This is a genomic window from Bacillus sp. ISL-18, from assembly GCF_018613415.1.
GTDB lineage: Bacteria > Bacillota > Bacilli > Bacillales > Cytobacillaceae > Neobacillus.
In genome coordinates, this window is sequence record NZ_JAGGQG010000026.1 from 13,973 (window position 1) to 35,769 (window position 21,797).

Genomic DNA, 21,797 nt, shown 5'->3' on the forward strand with positions numbered 1-21,797 from the left:
TAAATCGCAGGAGTTTGTCGTGTTCGGTAACTGGCGAGCATCGTTTAGAAAAACCTAAGCCCCTGTAGTTTTGCGTCACCATTTTTCAATGGTTTTGCCGTTTCGGACGATTTATGTGCTTATAAAAAACTATAAGGAACGTTTTCAGAAAATAAAAGAGGCTTTAGACCCATCGACCCGTTCTATATTGTATGAGAAAAATCCTGACCTTATTACACTAGTGATTTTAACGTTTTAAAGTCTTTCAATATGTCCATGATAGTAAGGAAGTGACTTTTTATAAAAGAGGACGGTTATTATGACAAAATTACCTTTATTAATGACCATTATGATTGTAATTGCCTCTATGCTGGCTGCCTGTTCAATGAAACAGAATTTTGTTGAAAATCAGTCAACTGCTCCCAGTAAAAATGTGGTCGACACTACGAGCTCAAAAAATGAAAAGAAGAGTGTTTCGGTTGTTGCCAATCCGTCTGCAATACCTGTCTTGGTTAATAAAGTGAATAAACTGCCTGCTAGTTATCAACCGAGTGATTTGGTTGACCCTGACATTCCGTTTATTTTTAAAGCAAAAGTAGAGAAACGGAAGATGCGCAGCCGTGCTGCTCGAGCGATTGAAAAATTGTTTATCGGAGCCAAACATGATGGCGTCAGCCTTCTTGGCGTTTCCGCTTATCGCTCCCACGCCGCTCAAGTGGCCGTGTTTAATCACTATGTAAGTATCGATGGCGTTAAAGCGGCAAAGACATATAGTGCGGTGCCAGGCACCAGTGAACACGAGACCGGTCTTGCTATTGATGTTACGGGCGGTGATGGAAAGTGCTCGGCCGAAGATTGTTTTGCCGGGACCTCTGCAGCAAAGTGGCTGGAGAAGCATGCTGATGAGTATGGCTTTATTATCCGTTACCCAAAAGGAAAGGAAGACATTACCGGCTACCAATACGAACCATGGCACCTGCGCTATGTTGGCAAAGCAGTTGCACAAAAAATCATGAGTAAGAAAATCACTCTCGAAGAATACCTCGAAACCATCCAAGTAAATAAATAGAACTCGCAGTGCCATTGCGGTGCCTGTCACCATTAGTAACACCTAGATAGGAGTAATGGTGACAGGCACCGTATAAACGGCACTATAAAAAAAAAAACGGGGGGCCCCGCTGCGTGTATGACTATTGCAGTGAGGACCCCTGTTTTTTTATTATTTATTTCCCTTTATTTCTAAGAGTTTTAGGCGCAGGTCGTTTTCCATGTTGGCGAGTTCTTGTTCGGCAAGCCGGCGTTTGTGGCGGCCTTCTTCTTGGATTCGCATCGTTTCTTCTAAAGTGGAGATTAAGCTTTCCTGTGTCTTCTTTAATGTTTCGATATCCACAAGACCGCGTTCATTCTCTTTGGCGGTTTCAATCGTATTTGTTTTTAACATTTCTGCGTTCTTTAATAGGAGCTCATTGGTGGTCTTTGATACCTGTTTCTGCGCTTCTACCGCATGACGTTGACGGATTAAGGTTAACGCAATGGCTACTTGGTTCTTCCATAACGGAATGGCCGTCATGATCGACGATTGGATTTTTTCCACCAGCGCCTGGTTTGTATTTTGAATCAAGCGAATCTGCGGTGCACTTTGAATCGTGATTTCCCTGCTTAATTTCAAATCATGAAGACGCTTGTCTAAACGATCCGCGAATTGAATCATATCATTGACCTCTTGAAACTTCATTTGGTCGTTAGTTGTTTCGGCTTCTTTCTTCAACTGCGGGATAATCTTAGCTTCCATTTCTTCGAGCTTGATTTCCCCCGCTGCAATATAAATATTAAGGGCATGAAAATATTCCTTATTAGTTTCATATAGCTGTTCGAGCAGTTTAATATCCGATAGAAGTACATTCTTACTACGGTCAAGCTTCACACTAATTCGGTCAATTTGCGCTCCTGTTTTTTGGTATTTGGACAGAACCTCCTGAATGGATGTTGAAATTTTCCCAAACATTCGTGCAAACAAGGATGGCTTCCCATCCTTTAATTCATCCGGATTGACCTCATGTAACCTTTTCATCAAATCGTTAATGATTTCGCCTATTTCACCCACATCCTGTTTCTGGACATGTTCCAGCATCGTATGCGAGAACGATAACAGCTTTCCTTGTGCTTGGGTGCCGTAAGAAATCATCGCCTGATGGTTGGTCGGGTCGATTTGCTCGGCAAGCTGGTAGGCCTTTGCTCGATTTTCCTCAGGGATTACATCAATTAACTTGACTGGTTTTTGTTCGCCTGTTGGCAGTGTCTGCTTTTTGGAAAGATCTAACGTGTCGGAATCGCCAAACGGATTGGCAAGGATATCATCTAGCAAGTCGCCAGTTTTCGGTATTGGATTTTGTTCACTCATTTTAGCCACCTATTTTCTTCAGGAAATTTCAATTCTTTTTTCTTTTGAATGGTATGTTTTGCGACATCTATTTCGAAATTTAACGTATCGATATCATCGGAGATGACTCGGTATAAATCCTCTTCTACTACTTTAGATAATTCATTTAATGTTCTTCGAGTCTCAATAAGAGATTGACTGATTTCTCTGTTCTGTTTTGGCTGTGAGGAAAGGAAACTGTATTTTTCGGTGAGCTCAACGAGTGAGTCAAGGTGTGAAAAATAAAATTCCTCTGCTTGATAAAATCGTTTCGGTTCTTTCATCGTCATCTTGTGTATTTTTTTGGTAATTCGATTTATGTCGATTCGTTGTTTGACGGAGTAAATATCACGAATTTTAAAGATGCTTTTATTTAAACGCCTGATTTTCTGTTTTGCCTCTTTTAGGTTTTTCTGAATATACCGGTATTCCTTCCTTGTCAGCTGATGCTTTTTCAAATACCCGGTGTTTTGAAATAACGACAGAATCACATGGGTAAGAACCCCACCAAGGATTGCAAATAAGGTAGAGGACCAGAATGTAAAATTGAGCGGAAAGAAGCAGATTAACCATGTAATGACCGTAACGGGAACGGCCACAAACGAGCGAATGAGAAATGCAGCAATTGGGTTCATATTGGATCGACTCCTGACTTAATAATCCTTTATATAGATACGAAATAAGTAAATAAATGTTTCATATCCTTCAAAAACTTTTGGAATTAGAAGAATATGACATTCACTACTTCCACAATACACGAAAAAACTCCTTCCCGCCATAGACCACAAACGGAAATAAATCTACGACTTAAGACGTATTTTTAAGATAGAAGGTTACACCTAGATGGTGGGATTCAACGGTAATCATAGTGTTTGCAGTGCTAGTGGTGACAGGCACCACAGCAGAGAGGATATCCTCTCTGCCGCTTTTTATCTTTTACCGTTCATAAAGTTCAATGGGAAGGCCGTCGGGGTCTGCGAAGAAAGTGTATTTTTTGTTTGTAAACGTATCGACACGGATTGGTTCTACTAAAATATCATGATTCACTAACTCGGCTACTTCTTTCTCGATATCCTCTACCTCAAAAGCTAAGTGTCTTAACCCAACGGCTTCCGGACGATTCGGCCTTGTTGGCGGGTGTGGAAATGAAAACAGCTCGATTTGGTATTGTCCTCCGACTTCTAAATCCAGCTTATAGGACTCCCTTTCCTCTCGGTACACTTCTCTTATTGGTGTAAGACCTAAAATTCTTACATAAAAATCCTTTGATCTTTGGTAATCGGAACAAATGACAGCCACGTGATGAATCTTCTTTAAATTCATATGTTTTAATCCCCCTTATATAGTTATCACATCAAAACTCCTGCCTCCAATTAATAGTATATAAAAAAATGCCCCCATACGTGGAGGCTTTACTCAACTATCATATAAACTATGTTTTGATTTACTTTCTTTTCGGAAAGACCTTATTCCATTTCTCATTATCCAGTTCCCAATAAATCATTTTGTTATCATCCTTAAACACGATTGTATGTTTTCCATTCGGAAGTTTACTTGCCATTAACGGCTCTATATTATCAAGTTGATAGATAGTTGGACCATACCAAGGAAAGCTATCTTTCTTGTTGTCTCGCAGCCAAAATCCAATTCCACCGGTTTTTAGTTTACAGATTACACCAAATTGACCTGAATTATTTTCAAAAAGTATTGGATTTCCGATAACACCTTCAGCAAACTTCTTACTTTTATTCCATTTCCCATTAGGATCCTGATAATAGTGGACCAAGGAGGAACCTGACCGAACCACAATCTCTGAATGCCCAAATTTACTTGTAATTGGAAGAGACACTGAATAATTATTTGAATTATCTTCATACCATGGGTATTCCTTGCTTTTATACTGTTTTGTATTATGTTCATGTTCCATACTAAGGATTAGCTTCCTGACGGGATCAGCTTGATCTCGAATTACAGGATGACATAGACAACTATTCTCCGCTTTATTTAGACAGGAAATCATTTCTTCCACTGTAAAATAAGGCCGATATCGTATCATCTTTTCGTCCATTTTGTTTGGATAACTTTTTACCCTGACTCCAAGTTCCACAGCCATGTTTACGAAAAATACCTCATCCGTACCAAAAGAAGTCGTTTCTATTAAAGCAGTTTTTAACTTTTGTTTTCTTTCTGGATCAAGTAATGCTTTAACTACTGGTCTGGAAATTACCTGGCCCACATTGAAAACTCCGTAGAAGGGTTTGAGATTAAATATTGCTTTCCACCTTTTTTTATCTTTCTTAAGTTCTTTTCCAATATACCAATCTTCTTCAGGAATTCTCAGCTTGACCGCCATATAGTCGGCATCTTTCATTTGAGTTTGAATAAATTCTTCATAACCTTTTTTAACGAAAAGTGCATCAGAATCGATATTAATAAAATAGTCATACTCAATCCCCAACTCTTCTAACCATTCCATTACTTCCATAAAATAAATGGTCGTCCATCCCCGCTCTAACTTATGGCTAGATGGACAAACGGGTACACCTAGCCCCTCACAAAGAGTTGGATCATTCCCTCCGTTATATAAAACCATTGTACTGTCGGGGCAATAGTATCGGACATTTTCAATTAACTGCTTGACTAATTCTCTATCTTTATGAACAAGGATGGCAAAACAAATTTTGCTTTTTGGAGATTCTGGTAATATATTTTCATAATTAACTAGTGTATGAACTTGGTCTTCTTCTTGTGTACTTTTCCGTTCCTCAATAAGTTTCTTCATTTTCTCCTTATTTCCGCTTGCACGTTCATAACGTCCAAGAAGCTTAGCATTTGCTTTACCGTTCGGATTTGATTGATAGCTTGAACTCGGGTGCCATAGGTGATAGACTTTCCCCTTCAAATTTATTAGGTTGCCACACATCGTCCGAGCTGCATGGGAAAAAGCATCATCTTCCCCGCCCCAACCAATAAATCGCTCATCAAAACCTCCGACTGCTTCGAAGTTTTCTCTAGAAATGACAAAGAGTTTTCCAGCAAATCCTTCATAGACCCAATTTGATTTATAATATTCTCCAGATTTTACATCTATTGGCCATTTTGGTTTTGTCTTGAGTAATCTCTCCGTACCTTGCACTTCAATATTATAGACCTCTGTAAAAGGAACAACAAAACCTCCTTTATTGAGTGATTTTATTGCCTCCACAATCAGGTTAGAGTCATAAACCACATCCGCATCCGCTATTACGAAAATATCTCTTGTGGCTTTTTTAGCTGCCAGGTTAACAGCCTTAGATTTATTAATTTCCTTGCCAGACATTAATCCTAAACATACTTCTGCTTCGGGCATGACACGAGCATAATACCGTTTAATCCATTCAAACGCCTTTGCTCTTGGGCCATAATCCGATTGGAAAGGAATAATGATTGAAACTTTATCTAACACAATAACGCTCTCCTTTTCATACGAAATTTAATCGTGTGATAATTTCTCACCCATTATTTTCATAAGTTCTACATATTCCTCAAATTTCCCGATATCATACCGATCCCCAGATATGATTTTTCCATAGATTGGTTCTATCCCTAGCAAAATTTTAATGGCATCTGTCAGTTGAAGTTCCCCGTCAACACCTACATCTAGATTCTCAAGGCATTCAAAAATTGTTGGGGTAAAAATGTATCTTCCGATAACAGCTAAATCCGAAGGAGGATTCTGCTTAGGCTTTTCCACTATATTTTTAATTTCAATGAGGCTGGTATTATTTGCACCTTGTATCACCCCATAATTTTTTAATTGGTCTTGATTTACTTTCTTTAATCCAAGAACACTACTGTTTGTTTCCTTATATACATCTATTAACTGTTTAAGAGCATGGGCTTCATTAGCAATGACAAAATCATCTGGTAATAGGACTCCAAACGGTTCATCTCCTACAAATTCTTTTCCCAGTCGTATCGCATCACCAAGTCCATTTGCATAGTGTTGTTTTATAAAGCAAATGTCTATTTTTGGTGGTTCTAAGCGCTCAAGCATATACTCTTTATTTTTGCTTTTTAAAAAAGCCTCTAACTCCACTGAATGATCAAAATAGTCCAAAATAGCATTTTTCGAATTGGAAACAACGATTAATAATTGTTTAATACCCGCTTCCACTGCCTCCTCAACGATATGATGGATGGCCGGTTTTAAACCTAACGGAAACATTTCTTTGGGTATTGCTTTTGTTATAGGAAGACACCGAGTTCCGTATCCTGCAGCAGGGATAATTGCCTTTTTCACCATAAGTTTTCCTCACCCTATTTGTTTTGTAATTGCGGAAGATATATATCTTTGAAGAAAATTAGATTAATAATAATGCTAGCTTTATATAATTATGTAGCTTGACAGCAAATGGCAACGGCTTGAACACAATCTCACTCAAAAATAAGCAATTACCGTAAGGCAGCACGGGTTAATTTGTCCCTGTCAAATTACCTCCGACTTGCATGTTTTAAAATTACTTTCTGAACTGCAGATTTGTTAAATAATACGATGACCATTGTACTTAACGAATGCCATCAACTTAAAAGTAGTAATGAATGTTATATCCTGATGAATACCCTAATAAAGAATAACATTATGAGAATCCTAACCCACTAGACAAGGGGGAAAATAGTGAATAAATATATTGCTTTTGATATTGGCGGGACACAAGTGAAGCATGGTTTATTGTTAGAGAATGGTTCCATTCTTTCCAAGGGAAGCTATGATACCCCCTCCACAAGCCTCGAAATGTTTATTGAAAAAATGGTAAATACCGTTAAGTATTATCCAGAAATTACCAGTGTGAATGGTGTTGCCATTAGTTTGCCAGGTTATATTAACCCACATACAGGTTACTCAGAACGAGCAGGAGCTATATCCGTATTAGATGGTCAGAATCTTAAAATATTGTTAGAAACCGCAATTTCACTGCCTGTTGAAATTGAAAATGATGGAAACTGTGCTGCTATAGCAGAAAAAATAAGTGGGAACGCAAAAAATTGTACCGATTTTATCTGTGTAACAGTTGGTACTGGAATCGGTGGAGGGATTTTTATAGACGGGAAACTTGTGCATGGGCACAGTTTTAGAGGCGGTGAATTTGGTTTTATGATTACCGAGTCAACAGAGAATGTATTGAATAATAATGCTTCTACAACTGCCTTAATAAAGTCCTATAAAAAGCTAAAGGGTATTAATGAAACCAAAAAGGTGGATGGCGAGACCATTTTCCTTAAAGCCGCTAAAGATTCTTCAGTGAGAAGATTAGTGGAGCGTTGGGTAAAAATCCTTTGTTATGGAATTTATAACCTGGCTGCAACATTAAATCCACAAAAAATTTTAATCGGCGGCGGGGTGCTCGGCCAAGAAGGTTTAATAAAAATGATTAATAATCAACTTGACCGCCTTTATTGGTGGAAAGATATTAAGATTCCCGTCGAAAGTTGTAAACATCAAAATGATGCTGGAATGATTGGAGCTTTGTATCATTTTCAACAAAAGCAACAAAGGGAATCTAACACCCGTGAACAGGACATTTGAATAAAGAGTTAAGATGTTAAAAGATGACTTCTTTATTGAATGAGGCCACTGAAAAACTTACGTTTTTTATTTCTGTAATCTAAAATGAATACAAAAAGGCAATTTTCCGTCTGACATTTAGGCGGAAAATTGCCTTTTTCCTTCTCTTTTTTTATGTGCTTTGTGTTGCATCCACGATAATCTTGATTTTAGATCACTTGGATACCGCCTAAACGCTTGATAATCATATTATCTAGTAAAAAAGCAGTTGATCGTTCATTTGATAGCTTCAACTGCCTTTTTAAATTTGGGCTATTTCAGTGGTCTTTTATTGAATAGGGGTCCTCTTTTTTTATATTCCCATTGATAATTAGCCTTTTACCGACTCTCAAATTAGTTCTTTAGACCCAAAGAATTTTCATCAAATTTTAATAATTTAACATGAGACAATTTCCCAATCCCTTAACATCGAATATATTGCAGAGTAAATTTTAAAATCAACCAAGAGGTGATATTTTGAAAAAAAGGGCCTTTTTTACGATACCGATTAGTATCCTGCTTATTGCCGTAATTATTGCCTCCTTTTTCCTACTTAATATTCAACCAGCAGAAGGAAAAATTGCAAGGGCGCAAAAGCTGGCTGAATTCACGAAGCCGGCGGTCGTCCGGGTTGTCGATTACGCTGTAGTCAGTTGGCAGTTTACTAATCCTAATGATCCTGAAGTGATTGCCATACTTGAACAACTGAACAACCAATCGATCGTGGGCGGATCAGGTTCTGGTGCCATCATTAGCTCTGATGGTTATATTGTCACAAATGCCCATGTCGTAGAAGCAACGCAAAAGAAAGATGAAGACATCGCTAATGAAGCATTCGAACAGGTCGTCACCACGGTTGCAGATTATTTTAAAGTAGATTATGAAACTGCCTATAATTATATGGTGAAGTACACCCAATATACGGATATTAAAAGAGTATTAAAGGTGGTTTTACCGGGTGGAGATGTCCTCGATGGAGAAGTTAAGAGCTACGGCGCCCCTATTAATGAAGGGAAGGACGTCGCTGTTCTAAAAATTGAAGGAAAAAACCTTCCGACTGTACCACTAGGAAATTCAGATGATATCCAAAACCAAGATAATATTTGGGTCATCGGTTACCCAGCGGCAGCCGATTCTGACATTCTATCACCCGATTCATCCTTAGTCTCCTCGATGAATGCCGGTCAAATTTCTGCTACTTCGAAAAAGACAGAACAAGGAAGTCCGGTTATTCAACTTAATGCAGCCGCGACCCACGGAAACAGCGGCGGACCTGTCATTAATGAAAAAGGGCAGATCATTGGACTATTAACCTTTAGAGGAGATACGGTCAATGGTCAAGAGGTTCAAGGATTTAATTTTGCTGTACCGGTAAATACGGTAAAGGAATTTGTGAACCAAGCCGGGGTAAGAAATACGAAGAGCGAAACGGATAAGCTTTATCAGGAAGGCTTGGAATTATACTGGGGCGGCTATTATAAACATGCTTTAGAAAAATTCGAAGCGGTTCAGCGGATTTATCCAAATCATTCTGAGATCAAACAATATATTGCCAATGCTGAGAAGAAGGTCGACAGCAGTAAAACGCTATGGTCTGATTACGCAACCATATTCTATATCATCGATGGTGTAGCAGGATTGCTCGTCCTTATTCTCTTAGTGTTTACGTTCACCGGGGGCAAATCCAAAAATGATGCTGCCGCGACTGCAGCATTAACACCTTCCGCAGATCCCGCACCACCATCACCTTCAACAGCGCCGCCGACTGCACTGGAAAATACATTACAAGACCTAAATAAAGATGGCAAACTCGACGTCCAAGACATCCTCCTCGCCCTCCAAGAACACCAGAAAAGGCAAGAGAAAAAAGACGAAGAATAAGATGGTGCCGAATAAGATGGTGCCTGTCACCATTTCTAACAAGGGTGTAGTGTTATCGCTACACCCTTCTATTTTGTTGGTTTTGGCCTTCCTTTCTATGGTGCCTGTCACCATTTACACTCTATTGAGATGGATTGCTTCTTGGATGCTTTGGTCAGTGATGGCAGGGCTCCATTGGAGATCTGCGATGGTACGGGCGGGGCGGATGATTTTAATTTGGGTGCGGTTGCTCCAGTTTTTCTTGATGGACAGCTCCTGCAGCATTGTTTGCTGCGTCCGTGAAAGTGGACTGGCATACAATAGGTCGCCATAGCTGACTCTGCTATTGTATATTTCGGTCCCATATCGATGATACTGTCTTTCCCTTGCCTGCTTTACCCGTTCACGAACCATCTTAGACGGCTCCCCCTCTCCTAACTTGGCCGCAGCCTCAAAATTTACAGGCCGCAAGGACAAATGGATGTCGAAGCGATCCCGTAACGGACCTGAAAGACGGTTTTGATAGGATACGATTTGCTTAGCAGAGCACGTGCAATAATGGGTATTGGATCCGGCATAGCCACAGGGACATGGGTTCATTGCTGCTAGCAGCAAAAAGGAAGCGGGATAAGTAATAGAAGCGTGGGTACGGCTAATCGTGATGATTCCACTTTCTAACGGCTGGCGCAGCATATCTAACGTTTTCTTCGAGAATTCTCCAATCTCATCTAAAAATAAGACACCATGGTGGGCCAAGGAGATTTCTCCAGGCCGAGGGAATTGCCCGCCGCCAATAATGGCGATAGCAGAAGCAAAGTGGTGCGGGTTTCGAAATGGCGGCTGGTGATTCAGTGTGTAGGAGCTCCGGCTTAATTGATACAGACTAAGTACTTCTAACTGGATTTCTTTTGATAATGGCGGAAGAATGGATGGAAACCCCTCAGCTAACAAACTTTTCCCACATCCAGGAGGACCTGTCATCAAGACATGGTGTCCTCCCGCAGCAGCCACTTCTAAAGCATGTTTCGCTTCAGTATGACCAATAATTTGTTGGAAATCTAAATAACCGTTAACCGGACTGCCTGGCTCCACTCTTGTTTTTTTAAAAGAGGGTGGTGGTGACCATTGACCGCCCAGATGACTGATGACGTCCTTTAAGGATGTCACATAGACGATATCCAAATCAGTAAAATCTAACTCAGGGAGTAGCTCATCAAATGGAAGATATAATCTCCGAATTCCTAGCTTTCAAGCAGCTAACACCGCTGGAAGCATTCCTTCCACCGACTGAACCGCTCCACTCAATGATAAAGCTCCCAAAAAGCCTGTATCTTCAGGGATCACCGCCTCTAACTCATGTAAACTCAGCAGCACCCCCATTGCCATGGGAAAATCAAACATGGCCCCCATTTTCTTTTGGTCTGCCGGCGAGAGATTTATGATAATTTTGTTGCCGTGCAGCACATATCCAAGCGAGCCAAGAGCAGCAATAATCCGCTCCTTTAACTCTTTTACAGCAGTATCTGGCAATCCAACAATTTTAAACGAGTCATTCCCTACATAGGTGCCCACTTCTACACTCACACGATAACTGTCCATTCCTTTTAAGCCGATACTCGTTACTCGAGCCCACATCGGAACCATTCCCCTTCCTGCTTTAGAAGTTTGCCGTCTTCCCAGAAAAATTTATCAGTGGCTGAAGCATTCATGTATTGTTGGTAATTTTGCGCTGGGGGATTGGAAAAGTAAGAAAGAATATGTTTGGGGTCAATGAGTGGATCGACTTCGCCATAAACATAGCTTCGATAGCTGCTCCAGGGATAATCTTCGGGGGATGAAACCATCCCGGCCTCTACCGGATTAAGATGAATATATTTACTGACGTCAATCTCATACTCCCGAGAGTTGAGAAGTTCTGCACCATAACGCTTTTCATACACATGGCCAGTGAATTGATACTTCTTGTTAAAATATTTCGCGTACTTGGTATTGAGGTTTTTCATAATAATGCTTAGTGGGGTTTCAAGGGTTTCCAACTGGAGGTGGGTATGGTTGGTCATCAAGCAGTAGGTATGGAGATGAAAGGGGTAACGCAATTGGGTTTCCACGACAAGTTCCAGATATCGCTCATAATCTTCCTCCTCAAAAAACAGCGAACTCTTCCGGTTCCCTCTGCTTGTCACATGATACTTCGCACCCGCAAACCACAAACGCACACTTCGAACCAATACAATCACTCCCTATCCTTAATAAATATAAAGCCAAGATGAAAATAGTGCTTTCGGTGACAGGCACCTTTTCTCTCTTTTCCATTATACAAATATTTTCCATCCAAGCCTTCTGTTTGTTAGGATGGTAACAAAATGTTCATAGTTGGGGTAGGTTATCCCTATAGATAGCATGGGTTCAAACTTAACGGTACGTTTGTCCGTAAAAGACGGTCAAGCTCGATTTTCACGATAAATGTATAAAAGGTCCTACGTCATAATATTTATTTATAAGGTAGAGGAAGTTACTCACACTCTTTTCAACAAAGGAGGCATGTCTCTGAAAATTGTCAGAATGCTTCAGCGAATAATCGGTGTCCTCCTCCTTGTGTACGGAGTTTACCTTATATTCGGTACACAGGAGTTCTTTGGTACCATCTTAATTATCCTAGCCTTCCTGATTTTTCCCAGCCTAAATAAAAAAGACCAAAGTGGTCCTCATGACGATTATAACCACAATCCCGAATCGACCTCCACACATGACCATTCCTACGAAAGCCACAATTCCACCGGGGAAAGCGGAGACTAGAACAAGTCTATCCTGTTAAGCAAGGCACAAAAATGCCCCCAATAAAAGTTCATTGGGGGCATTACCTCTATGATTTCCCTTTTGAAAAAAAATACAAAAACCAAACAGCATGATTTTGCTCATCGAGCGCCGCTCTTCTGAACGCCCCTTGAACCAATGGATCAGTGGCTTTATCGGCTATTTCCATATAAAAATCCACCGTTTTCTGCTCATCCTCAATCGCAAATTTTAAGCCTTTTACATAACTAGTAGGACATTCTTCCAAAATTTTCGCTTGAGGCGGCCTTCCTGTTAATCGTTGATAGATGTAAACAAACTGCTGATAATGTCTGACTTCATCCTCACGAATCTCCAAGATCCGCTCCCGCTCTTTCTTACTCGATGCCAAATTGGCTAATCTTGCATAACATTCAATCGCACTATACTCACCATTAATTGCTTGTTCAATTTCTTGAATCAATTCATTCGTCTGTCGATAGACGGCATCGTAATAATTGGTAAAAGGATACATAGGGAACCCTCCTAATTGTTCATTATACATTCTATGATTCATGAACCATTAGGTGTCTCCCCAGACAAACCCGCCGGACTCGTCAAACATCAAAAAGCCGCGGCTGCAAGGGAATGCCCCTTACTAAGCCACGGCCTCTTTATGATCCTTGTCCACCAGACACGGACAGATGTACACGAATGGTGCCTGACACCATTAATGACACCTTTTACACTTCTTGGATGTTGATTTTCTGTTGGTTTTCATTTTCTTCGATGAGTTCTTTTAGGAATGCGATGAGTTCATCATGGATTTCTTCTTTTTGTAATGCGACCTCGATGGTGGTTTTGACGAAGCCGATCTTCTCGCCGACATCAAATCGTTTTCCCTCAAAATCATAAGCAAATACGCGTTGGATCTGGTTGAGTTTATGGATGGCATCTGTTAACTGAATTTCCCCGCCAGCCCCTGTCTCTTGAGAATCAAGGAACATAAAGATTTCAGGCGTTAAAATATATCTTCCCATAATCGCTAGATTAGATGGGGCTGTTCCTGGCGCTGGCTTTTCAACAAAATGTTTAACCTGGTAGCGTCTGCCCTCTGGTTCCATTGGATCGACGATCCCATAACGATGTGTCTCATTCTCAGGAACATGCTGAACTCCAATGATCGAGGAGAAAGTGGCTTCATACTGATCAATCAGCTGTTTTAAACATGGTGTTTCACTTTGGACAATATCATCACCTAACAAAACTGCAAAGGGTTCATCGCCAATAAAGTTTCTTGCACACCAGACAGCATGACCTAACCCTTTTGGCTCTTTCTGACGAATATAATGAATATCCGCAAGGTTGGAGGTATAGTTTACTTTGCTTAATAAATCCCATTTTTCTTTTTCCATTAAGTTTTTCTCAAGCTCAGGGGCGAAATCAAAATGGTCCTCAATCGCACGTTTCCCCTTACCGGTAACAATAATAATATCCTCAATCCCTGAAGCAATCGCCTCTTCAACAATATATTGAATGGTCGGCTTATCCACAATCGGCAGCATTTCTTTTGGCATCGCTTTAGTTGCTGGTAAAAATCGAGTCCCCAGCCCAGCCGCTGGGATAATAGCTTTACGAACTTTTTTCACAGACGATCTCTCCTTCAAGTTTTATTCATATGTAAATTAATGACAATATTTTTATCTTTCCCCAATGAATGACAATAACTATTAACATTATACCATGTTCGATTCAACAGCACCCATTAGATTGGCATAAACAGTCCGAAGACATTTACCTCAAACCACACCGTCCTATTCTTCATTGTACGCCATCCCCGCTCGGATCGTGTCCTTGGAATCCGATTCAGCCTGCCACGGACCTTTTAACAATAGCCATCCTCAATCCTGCGCTCAATCTCAACAATGGAATGAGTTAATTCCTCAAATGGAATCGGCCTGCTGATAAAAAAACCTTGAATCAAATCACAGCCCAACCCTGCCCATTCAAAAAACTGAGCTTCCACCTCAATTCCTTCAATAATAACCTGCAGCCCCAGATTGTGAGCCATCGTAATAATCGGAGAAATCACGCCGATATGCTTTTTATTTTTCAATAAACTTGAGACAAAGTTACGATCAAGCTTTATATAGTCAATCGGAAGCTTCAGGAAATCCGAAAATGAAAAATAGCCATTTCCAAAATCATCCAAAGCAATCGTAAAACCCATTTCTTTCAAAGCAAACAAGGTTTCATTCACACTTTTCACCGTGTAAATTTCAATATTCTCGGTGATTTCCAATGTAATCTGCGACGCCGGGACCGAATATCTGCTAAGAATAGTAGAGGTTTCCAACAAAAAGTTATCTAGTAACAGTTGATTGACTGACAGGTTAATCGAGTATCTCACTTGTTGATCTGTCCCACTCGCAATATTTTTGCAGCATTCCTCAAAAACCCAATAAAACAGACCATTGACCAAACCAGCTAGTTCCGTATGGTCAATAAATTCTCCCGGGGTGATCATCCCTAAACTGGGGTGGTTCCAACGTATTAAAGCCTCGACGCCGGTTATTTTCTTATCCACTAAACTATATTGAGGCTGGTATTGAACAGAAAGCTGCCCTTTCTTTAGGGCATAGGGGAGATCATTTTCAATTAACATTTGCCGATAGGCCGTTGGGTCAAGCTCGCCATTGTAAAAAGAAAAGGTATTTTCTCCTCCCCTTTCAGCCTCATACATTTGTACCTTTGCAAACGACATTAACTCATCAGCTTCTTCAGATCCATATGGATACATACAGATTCCCATATTACTGCCAACCGAAATCTGATGAACGTCCACTGTATATTTTTCGGAAACAACGCGAATAATCCGTTCGCAGATGACCTTGCAGTCATGCACTGTGATATCGACTAGGAAGATGGCAAAATCAGAACCATTTACTTTTATGACGGTATCAAGCTCGCGAATCGAATTTTTTAGCCTCGCGACCATTTTTCTCAACAGGACTGACTCTACTTCATGATTTTTAGATGTTAACAATTCCGGTGGAATATGGATTCGAAGATAGCAAACGGCCGCTGACATATTATATCGTTGGCAGAAAGCGAGGCTCATCTTAAGGCGTTCCTTCAACCGGTCCATTTTAGAAAATGGCTCTTCCACTATTTCATCCATACTGACCCACCTTTTCCAGCCTGCAGCCGTTTTCCTTAAGTGTAACCTAAACCACTATGCCCAGCAATAACCAGATATCTTCCATTATAAAGAGATGGTTTCAAGGAAGGATTATAAAAATAAAAGCAATGCGCCTCGAAAGCTGCATTGCTTTTCATTAAAAGTTAATATAGTTGATTTTGATGCCAATTCCAAGCATCGGCAATAATTTTTTCAAGACTGCGCTCTGCTTTCCAGCCTAGCTCCTGATATATTTTCTGCGACGAAGCTACTAATCTAGCAGGGTCTCCCGCACGACGTTCGGCCATTTCCACGTTTGCTTTGATTCCCGTTACCCGTTCACATGTCTCAATGACTTCATTTACAGAATAGCCAAGTCCATTACCTAAATTATACGTCTCAGTAGACTTCTCACCTGATAATAAGGCTTCTAGGGCAAGAATATGCGCCTGTGCCAAATCGGTTACATGAATATAATCGCGGATGCATGTTCCATCGGCCGTATCATAATCTGATCCAAACACAGAAATTTTTTCCCGAGTTCCTAATAGCTGCTGTAGAATAATTGGAATTAAATGAGTTTCCGGGTCATGACTTTCACCAATAGACGCTGATTGGTGGGCACCCGCCGCGTTAAAGTAACGAAGCACCACATAGTTTAGCCTATAGGATTTTGAAAAATCAGCCAGCATCTGCTCAACCATCAGCTTGGAATGTCCATATGGATTAATTGGAGCAGTCTTACTCTCTTCATCAATCAGCTCCACATCAGGAATTCCATATGTAGCAGCTGTAGAAGAGAAAATAAAGTTTTTCACTTTAAATTTAATCATGACTTTAAGCAATGTTAAGGTCGACGCCACATTATTTTCATAGTATTTTAATGGATCAATAACGGACTCTCCGACCAAACTATAAGCTGCAAAGTGCATAACGGCTTTAATTGGATAACTTCTAAACACCATTTGCAGGTCGTCTTCATTGCCGAGGTCTCCTTTAACAAAGATGGCTCGCTTATCAACCGCTTCACGATGGCCTGTTGAAAGGTTATCCAACACGACAACATCCTCTTTTTCTACTAACTCCTTAACGAGATGGCTACCAATATAACCAGCTCCGCCAACGACGAGAATCATATTCATTTCCCCTTAGCTAGAATTAAAAACCTTCATTATTATACCATTATTCTTAATAAACAGCTTCTAAAGGCAGTTTACCAATTATTTCTATAGATAAAAAGGCCGGATTCCATATGAATCCAGCCTTTACTCAAAATGAATTGCCTGTTTTTACTTTATTGCTAGAGGGCGGGGCCACCGTAATTCCTGTCGTTTCTTCAAAATTATACAAACTTGTCGGGAGGTCCGTAAACCGCTCCAATTCGTTATAAGCCGGAATACCATGGTAGGACATATCCAAACCCTCTTCTTCCTCGCGTTCAGTGGCGCGGAAGCCGACGGTCTTTTCGCAAACCTTGGCCATAAACGTCCCGCCCAGCAGTCCCCATGCCATCACAACAACAGCGCCTAACAACTGGACAAGGATGAGTGAAACGTGACCAGTCGTTAATAAACCTTCCGTCTTATCAAACAAACCTACCGCAAGTGTTCCAAAAATCCCACCGAAGCCATGAACCGCTACAGCACCAACTGGATCATCCACCTTTAAGTAGTCAACTAATAGGGTGGCATAAATCACCAAGAGACCGCTAACCGTTCCAATGATGATGGCAGACCACTCCGAAACATTCGCACAACCCGCAGTAATGGCTACTAAACCGGACAACACTCCATTAATGGTCATACTCGGGTCAGCTGTACCAAACTTTTTCATCGTTAAAAATAAGGCAGCCGCCCCGCCGCTCGCCCCAGCAAGCATTGTATTAATTGCAATCGGCGCCAATGCCGGGCTTGATGCATCCAATGTACTTCCGGCATTAAAGGCAAACCAGCCAAACCACAGGATGAACGCTCCTGCTGATGCTAATGGAATATTACTTGGCGCATATACGTTTACACTGCCATCGGAATTAAACCTGCCCTTCCTTGGCCCGAGCCATTTTGCCATCGCCAAAGCAGAAAAGCCGCCTACCGCATGAATCGCTGCCGAGCCTGAAAAATCTATAAAACCGAGTTTCGCTAACCAGCCATCACGATTCCAAATCCAGTGGCCCGACAGTGGATAGACCACCATACAAATGATTGCGGCTGTCACTACATAAGCTTTAAAATTCATTCGTTCTGCAACTGCACCTGAAATAATCGAAATACTCGCAACCGCAAAGCCCATTTGAAAAAGAACAAAGGCAACACTTGGTAAGTGGATCGCGAGCGTAATTTTTTCCGGACTGCCAAACAAGTTTGTTCCAATGATTCCAAAGGCATCCTTACCGAACATAACCGCAAAACCAACCAGCCAAAACGCTAAAGCACCAATCGTTAAATCAACAAAGATTTTCATTGTTACATTAACGGCATTTTTCGTCCGTACAAAACCGGCTTCCAGTAAGCTGAAACCACCCTCCATAAACAATACCATTGCCGCCGCAAGAACCACCCAAACTGTATTGATATACGTGAGTACCATTATTGTCCCTCCCCTTGGTTTACTAAATCGTCAATATCATCGTCAAATGTTCCCGTCCGAATGTTATAGGCTTCAAGAATAGGATAGACATAGATTTTTCCATCGCCTTCCTCGCCGGTCTGCGCTGCTTTTACCACCGTCTGAATCGTGGAATCCACTAAATAATCGGAAAGAATAATTTCTAATTTCACCTTGGGATGCAATGTGACCTGATAATTTTTCCCGCGATACACCCCTTTTGTATCCTTTTGTTTGCCGCGTCCCACGACCTGCGAAACCGTAAAGCCGGTGATTCCGATACTTTTTAATCCTTTAATCGTCTCCGTTAGCCTTTCAGGTCGGATGATTGCCTCTATTTTTTTCATGGAAACACCTCCATGTTATATTTCCTAACATCAATATGATAAAATATATAACATCGTGCCCCCTTGCGTCAATTAATATTTTTAACCAATTTTTATCTTCTGAATTTTCTTGAAAACATTACTCCTCTAATAAAGGCCTTAAATGATTTAACTTGGTTGGTATGGTCTCTCCGGTTCGGTAAAAGAAAAGCCCTTCATTCCCATGATGAAGGGCTTTTCTCTTGCCAATTTTGAATTTTTTATGTCGCTAACCTTGCGTAGCTTGAGGAAAAATAGGGAAAAATAAAGATTGCCTATTGATTGTCGTCTCAAAAACGAATATTATAGTAAAGTTGTTAAAAAATCGTTCGTATTTTGGAGGATCCCTTATGTTTAAACTGAAAGAAAATCATACGAATACAAAAACAGAATTGATGGCTGGAATAACGACCTTTTTCACGATGGTCTACATCGTGGTCGTCAATCCTGTCATACTAGCAGATGCCGGCGTCCCTTTTGAACAGGTCTTTTCGGCCACGATCATCGCTGCTTTAGTCGGAACCCTTTGGATGGGGTTGTTTGCCAATTATCCAATTGCCATCGCACCGGGAATGGGATTGAACGCCTACTTTGCTTATTCTGTCGTTGGCGGCCACCAGGGAATTAGCTACCAGACAGCCTTCGCTGCCGTTTTCGTAGCTGGAATTATTTTTGTCATCTTATCGTTAACACCGTTCCGAGAAAAATTGATTGAGGCCATTCCAGATAATTTAAAACACGGAATTACCGCGGGAATTGGTTTATTTATCGCCTTTATCGGCCTGCGCCAAACCAAAATCATTACAGCCCATCCATCTAATTTAGTGGGGTTGGGTGACCTACATTCTCCTTCAGCCGTTTTAGCGATTGTTGGACTGGCTGTAACGTTGATACTAATGGTCCTTAGAGTCAATGGGGCCTTATTTTTCGGGATGATTGTCACCGGAGTGATTGCTTTCTTTACCGGTCAGCTTTCCTTCGAAAAAGGATTTATGTCGCTTCCGTCCCTTCCGGAAGGACTGATGATTGGTAATCCTTTCACTGCATTTGGCGATGTCATTCACCACAGTCTTTATGCCGTTGTCTTTTCGTTTATCCTTGTGACGATTTTTGATACGACCGGGACAATGATCGGGGTTGCTAATCAAGCAGGGTTAATGAAGGGGGATAAGCTTCCGCGTGCCAGACAAGCCCTGCTTTCTGATTCGATTGCGACGATGGTTGGATCGATTTTTGGAACAAGCCCAACCACCGCTTTTATTGAATCGACTTCCGGTGTGGCGGCGGGCGGCCGTACGGGTTTAACCTCTGTAACGGTTGCGGCCTTATTTGTCCTTTCCGCTTTCTTTGGTCCGCTTGTGAGCGCCGTGTCAGGTATTGCCGCCATTACGGCACCAGCGCTGATTATTGTCGGGAGTTTAATGATGGGCAGTATTGCGAAGATTAACTGGAGTGAATTAGATGAAGCCTTCCCTGCCTTCATTACTGTTTTAGCGATGCCGCTGACCTCCAGTATCTCAACGGGAATTGCTCTTGGCTTTATTAGTTTTCCCATTTTAAAAATGGTGAAAGGGAAATGGCGTGAAATTCATCCATTACTTTATGTTTTTGCCGTCTTGTTCTTTATTCAATTAGCCTTTTTGCAGTAATAAATTTAAACTGAAGCGCCTTGATCAAGGCTGAACGTAAAAAAAAGAGTCCGGATTCGGACTCTTTTTTTATGCTGTAAGTTCACTTGGCTTTTTTGCCTCTTGGCGATCTTCTTTTATAATCGTTCCGCCGATTAACCCGAGAAGTGAGAAAATAACGGGAATCATAAATCCATAATGATACCCGACACTTGCCGACGATGTATGAAAGTGATCTAATACCTTTCCAAAAATACTTGGCAGGAGAACCGCACTTAAAAAGCCCCCTGTATTGGCAAAGCCCGAAACGACACCGACTTCCTTTATATCAAACGACTTTCGAACAACCGCAAACGTTAACGAGCTGGAGCCATTCCCATACCCAATCAGTAAAAAGAGAATGACGAGCATGTAGTAAGGCGGCTTTCCGCTATAAAATAACACCAGCCAGCTGACAAACGCCATCACATGGACCACGATAAACGGAACCTTAATCGAATCAAGTCTGCTTGAGATCCAGCTTGTGAGCGGTGCGCCCACTAAGGCGCCAATTAAACCAATCATAATGAGCTGGCTTGACTCTGAACGGGTCATACCATACACATGCATCCCATAAGGAACCGCCCATGAACCAATAAATCCAACGTAGGTGCCCACTAATCCAAAGTGACAAAAGAAGGCAGCCCATGCCTGACGGCTTGAAAAAATCCGCCGCAGCACGACGATTGTCTTTTCGCGCGGTTTCTTTTGTTTCACTTTTACAGCATCATTTTTAAATAATTGCTTGGACTTTTTTTCGAGGACAACGTATAACAGCACAGCGCTTAATACTAAAACGATTGCTGTTATAAAAAACGGCGTGCGCCAGCCTGACAAAGAGATCCACGCAGAAAATGGAACGGTTGCGAGCAGAAACCCAAAGCTTCCGGCCATTCCGGCAAGGCCGAGTAGGCCGACGAACTCTCTGACTTTAAACCATTGGCTTAAAATCAAGACAAGGTTTACCCAAATCGTCGCATCCCCTAATCCCGCCAATAATCTTCCCAATAGGAGAAAAAACGCATTCGGTGCGAGACTGTAAATTAAGGTACCAATCCCATTCAATAAGGCACCGATGATTAGAAAGAAATTTGGCCCATATCGGTCAGAGAGTATTCCAATCGGAATTTGAAATCCTGCATAAGCTAGAAACTGTATACTTGTCAGCAATCCAATCGTGGCAGCCGTTAAATTAAAATCCTTCATTAACTGGTCAGAAATTAATCCCGGTGCTGTCCGCTGACTGACGATTAAAAAATAGGTAAATAAGACCGAGGCAAAAACGACCCATCTATATTTGCTAGTTTGTTTTTCCACTGTTCACGACTCCTGTTGTGATAACTTCTTTCCTATTATACTCCAATTT

The 21,797-nt window shown here is 41.1% G+C and carries 20 protein-coding genes and 1 riboswitch; of the genes, 5 read left to right on the forward strand and 15 right to left on the reverse strand.

The features are described 5' to 3' along the window. Positions 1-22 precede the first annotated feature (22 nt). Positions 23-109, reverse strand: a riboswitch (cyclic di-GMP riboswitch). Between the two features lie 189 nt (positions 110-298). Further along, positions 299-1,048, forward strand: coding sequence for a M15 family metallopeptidase (locus J7E81_RS26640; protein WP_215047198.1), 750 nt, complete (start codon positions 299-301; stop codon positions 1,046-1,048). 150 nt (positions 1,049-1,198) lie between these two features. Here J7E81_RS26640 and J7E81_RS26645 read toward each other — a convergent pair whose 3' ends face one another. The 5 genes from J7E81_RS26645 to J7E81_RS26665 all read right to left on the reverse strand — a co-directional run bounded on the left by J7E81_RS26645 (position 1,199) and on the right by J7E81_RS26665 (position 6,683). Continuing rightward, the gene (locus J7E81_RS26645) at positions 1,199-2,380 is read right to left on the reverse strand and encodes a toxic anion resistance protein (RefSeq protein ID WP_215047200.1); all 1,182 of its coding nucleotides are present in this window, start codon (positions 2,378-2,380) and stop codon (positions 1,199-1,201) included. Continuing rightward, positions 2,377-3,033 carry a 5-bromo-4-chloroindolyl phosphate hydrolysis family protein gene (locus J7E81_RS26650; protein WP_215047201.1) on the reverse strand — a complete coding sequence of 219 codons (657 nt, stop codon included), beginning with the start codon at positions 3,031-3,033 and terminating at the stop codon, positions 2,377-2,379. Before J7E81_RS26650 ends, J7E81_RS26645 begins: the two co-directional genes overlap by 4 nt. 301 nt (positions 3,034-3,334) lie before the next feature. Further along, on the reverse strand, positions 3,335-3,721 hold the full coding sequence (gloA2, locus tag J7E81_RS26655; RefSeq protein WP_215047203.1) for an SMU1112c/YaeR family gloxylase I-like metalloprotein: 387 nt from the start codon (positions 3,719-3,721) through the stop codon (positions 3,335-3,337). A gap of 121 nt (positions 3,722-3,842) precedes the next feature. Next, positions 3,843-5,843 carry a glycosyltransferase family 2 protein gene (locus J7E81_RS26660; RefSeq protein ID WP_215047205.1) on the reverse strand — a complete coding sequence of 667 codons (2,001 nt, stop codon included), beginning with the start codon at positions 5,841-5,843 and terminating at the stop codon, positions 3,843-3,845. Between the two features lie 27 nt (positions 5,844-5,870). Further along, positions 5,871-6,683 carry a UTP--glucose-1-phosphate uridylyltransferase gene (locus tag J7E81_RS26665; RefSeq protein ID WP_215047207.1) on the reverse strand — a complete coding sequence of 271 codons (813 nt, stop codon included), beginning with the start codon at positions 6,681-6,683 and terminating at the stop codon, positions 5,871-5,873. A 372-nt stretch (positions 6,684-7,055) separates the two neighbouring features. Here J7E81_RS26665 and J7E81_RS26670 point away from each other — a divergent pair, with 372 nt between their 5' ends. Both J7E81_RS26670 and J7E81_RS26675 read left to right on the forward strand, forming a co-directional pair. After that, on the forward strand, positions 7,056-7,964 hold the full coding sequence (locus J7E81_RS26670; RefSeq protein ID WP_215047209.1) for an ROK family protein: 909 nt from the start codon (positions 7,056-7,058) through the stop codon (positions 7,962-7,964). A gap of 495 nt (positions 7,965-8,459) precedes the next feature. Beyond that, complete coding sequence (locus tag J7E81_RS26675; protein ID WP_215047211.1) at positions 8,460-9,863, forward strand: S1C family serine protease; 1,404 nt, start codon at positions 8,460-8,462, stop codon at positions 9,861-9,863. A gap of 114 nt (positions 9,864-9,977) precedes the next feature. Here the strand turns inward: J7E81_RS26675 and J7E81_RS26680 are convergent, their stop codons facing one another. From J7E81_RS26680 to J7E81_RS26685, 3 genes are all read right to left on the reverse strand, one after another. Beyond that, entirely contained in the window at positions 9,978-11,009 is a 1,032-nt protein-coding gene (locus J7E81_RS26680) for a YifB family Mg chelatase-like AAA ATPase (RefSeq protein WP_308162293.1), read from the reverse strand. Positions 11,010-11,090: 81 nt separating this feature from the next. After that, the gene (locus J7E81_RS31185) at positions 11,091-11,477 is read right to left on the reverse strand and encodes a magnesium chelatase domain-containing protein (RefSeq protein WP_308162294.1); all 387 of its coding nucleotides are present in this window, start codon (positions 11,475-11,477) and stop codon (positions 11,091-11,093) included. After that, positions 11,462-12,070 (reverse strand): transposase, encoded by a 609-nt coding sequence (locus tag J7E81_RS26685; protein ID WP_215047213.1) that lies wholly within the window; start codon positions 12,068-12,070, stop codon positions 11,462-11,464. The genes J7E81_RS31185 and J7E81_RS26685 overlap by 16 nt, the downstream gene beginning before the upstream one ends. Before the next feature lie 313 nt (positions 12,071-12,383). Here J7E81_RS26685 and J7E81_RS26690 point away from each other — a divergent pair, with 313 nt between their 5' ends. Continuing rightward, on the forward strand, positions 12,384-12,638 hold the full coding sequence (locus J7E81_RS26690) for a hypothetical protein (protein ID WP_215047215.1): 255 nt from the start codon (positions 12,384-12,386) through the stop codon (positions 12,636-12,638). A 67-nt stretch (positions 12,639-12,705) separates the two neighbouring features. On the opposite strand, the gene J7E81_RS26695 is transcribed toward J7E81_RS26690, so the two are convergent. From J7E81_RS26695 to J7E81_RS26720, 6 genes are all read right to left on the reverse strand, one after another. Next, the gene (locus J7E81_RS26695) at positions 12,706-13,149 is read right to left on the reverse strand and encodes a ferritin-like domain-containing protein (protein ID WP_215047217.1); all 444 of its coding nucleotides are present in this window, start codon (positions 13,147-13,149) and stop codon (positions 12,706-12,708) included. A 208-nt stretch (positions 13,150-13,357) separates the two neighbouring features. After that, positions 13,358-14,263, reverse strand: a complete 906-nt coding sequence (gene galU / locus J7E81_RS26700) for a UTP--glucose-1-phosphate uridylyltransferase GalU (RefSeq protein WP_215047219.1) — start codon at positions 14,261-14,263, stop codon at positions 13,358-13,360. Positions 14,264-14,499: 236 nt separating this feature from the next. Continuing rightward, positions 14,500-15,795: a putative bifunctional diguanylate cyclase/phosphodiesterase gene (locus J7E81_RS26705; RefSeq protein ID WP_215047220.1), complete on the reverse strand. Its 1,296-nt coding sequence runs from the start codon at positions 15,793-15,795 to the stop codon at positions 14,500-14,502. Positions 15,796-15,959: 164 nt separating this feature from the next. Beyond that, on the reverse strand, positions 15,960-16,931 hold the full coding sequence (gene galE, locus J7E81_RS26710; RefSeq protein ID WP_215047221.1) for a UDP-glucose 4-epimerase GalE: 972 nt from the start codon (positions 16,929-16,931) through the stop codon (positions 15,960-15,962). A 133-nt stretch (positions 16,932-17,064) separates the two neighbouring features. Beyond that, positions 17,065-18,381, reverse strand: coding sequence for an ammonium transporter (locus J7E81_RS26715; protein ID WP_215047222.1), 1,317 nt, complete (start codon positions 18,379-18,381; stop codon positions 17,065-17,067). Continuing rightward, on the reverse strand, positions 18,381-18,746 hold the full coding sequence (locus J7E81_RS26720; RefSeq protein WP_215047223.1) for a P-II family nitrogen regulator: 366 nt from the start codon (positions 18,744-18,746) through the stop codon (positions 18,381-18,383). The genes J7E81_RS26715 and J7E81_RS26720 overlap by 1 nt, the downstream gene beginning before the upstream one ends. Before the next feature lie 368 nt (positions 18,747-19,114). Here J7E81_RS26720 and J7E81_RS26725 point away from each other — a divergent pair, with 368 nt between their 5' ends. Then, entirely contained in the window at positions 19,115-20,413 is a 1,299-nt protein-coding gene (locus J7E81_RS26725; RefSeq protein ID WP_215047224.1) for an NCS2 family permease, read from the forward strand. Positions 20,414-20,482: 69 nt separating this feature from the next. Here J7E81_RS26725 and J7E81_RS26730 read toward each other — a convergent pair whose 3' ends face one another. After that, positions 20,483-21,748, reverse strand: coding sequence for an MFS transporter (locus J7E81_RS26730; protein ID WP_215047225.1), 1,266 nt, complete (start codon positions 21,746-21,748; stop codon positions 20,483-20,485). Positions 21,749-21,797: the final 49 nt, after the last annotated feature.

Bases quoted from the DNA above. Each gene is read 5' to 3' on its own strand.
- J7E81_RS26640 (WP_215047198.1), top strand. From the start codon at position 299: ATGACAAAATTACCTTTATTAATGACCATTATGATTGTAATTGCCTCT.
- J7E81_RS26645 (WP_215047200.1), bottom strand. From the start codon at position 2,380: ATGAGTGAACAAAATCCAATACCGAAAACTGGCGACTTGCTAGATGAT.
- J7E81_RS26650 (WP_215047201.1), bottom strand. From the start codon at position 3,033: ATGAACCCAATTGCTGCATTTCTCATTCGCTCGTTTGTGGCCGTTCCC.
- gloA2 (WP_215047203.1), bottom strand. From the start codon at position 3,721: ATGAATTTAAAGAAGATTCATCACGTGGCTGTCATTTGTTCCGATTAC.
- J7E81_RS26665 (WP_215047207.1), bottom strand. From the start codon at position 6,683: ATGGTGAAAAAGGCAATTATCCCTGCTGCAGGATACGGAACTCGGTGT.
- J7E81_RS31185 (WP_308162294.1), bottom strand. From the start codon at position 11,477: ATGTGGGCTCGAGTAACGAGTATCGGCTTAAAAGGAATGGACAGTTAT.
- J7E81_RS26690 (WP_215047215.1), top strand. From the start codon at position 12,384: ATGTCTCTGAAAATTGTCAGAATGCTTCAGCGAATAATCGGTGTCCTC.
- J7E81_RS26695 (WP_215047217.1), bottom strand. From the start codon at position 13,149: ATGTATCCTTTTACCAATTATTACGATGCCGTCTATCGACAGACGAAT.
- J7E81_RS26705 (WP_215047220.1), bottom strand. From the start codon at position 15,795: ATGGATGAAATAGTGGAAGAGCCATTTTCTAAAATGGACCGGTTGAAG.
- galE (WP_215047221.1), bottom strand. From the start codon at position 16,931: ATGATTCTCGTCGTTGGCGGAGCTGGTTATATTGGTAGCCATCTCGTT.
- J7E81_RS26715 (WP_215047222.1), bottom strand. From the start codon at position 18,381: ATGGTACTCACGTATATCAATACAGTTTGGGTGGTTCTTGCGGCGGCA.
- J7E81_RS26720 (WP_215047223.1), bottom strand. From the start codon at position 18,746: ATGAAAAAAATAGAGGCAATCATCCGACCTGAAAGGCTAACGGAGACG.
- J7E81_RS26725 (WP_215047224.1), top strand. From the start codon at position 19,115: ATGTTTAAACTGAAAGAAAATCATACGAATACAAAAACAGAATTGATG.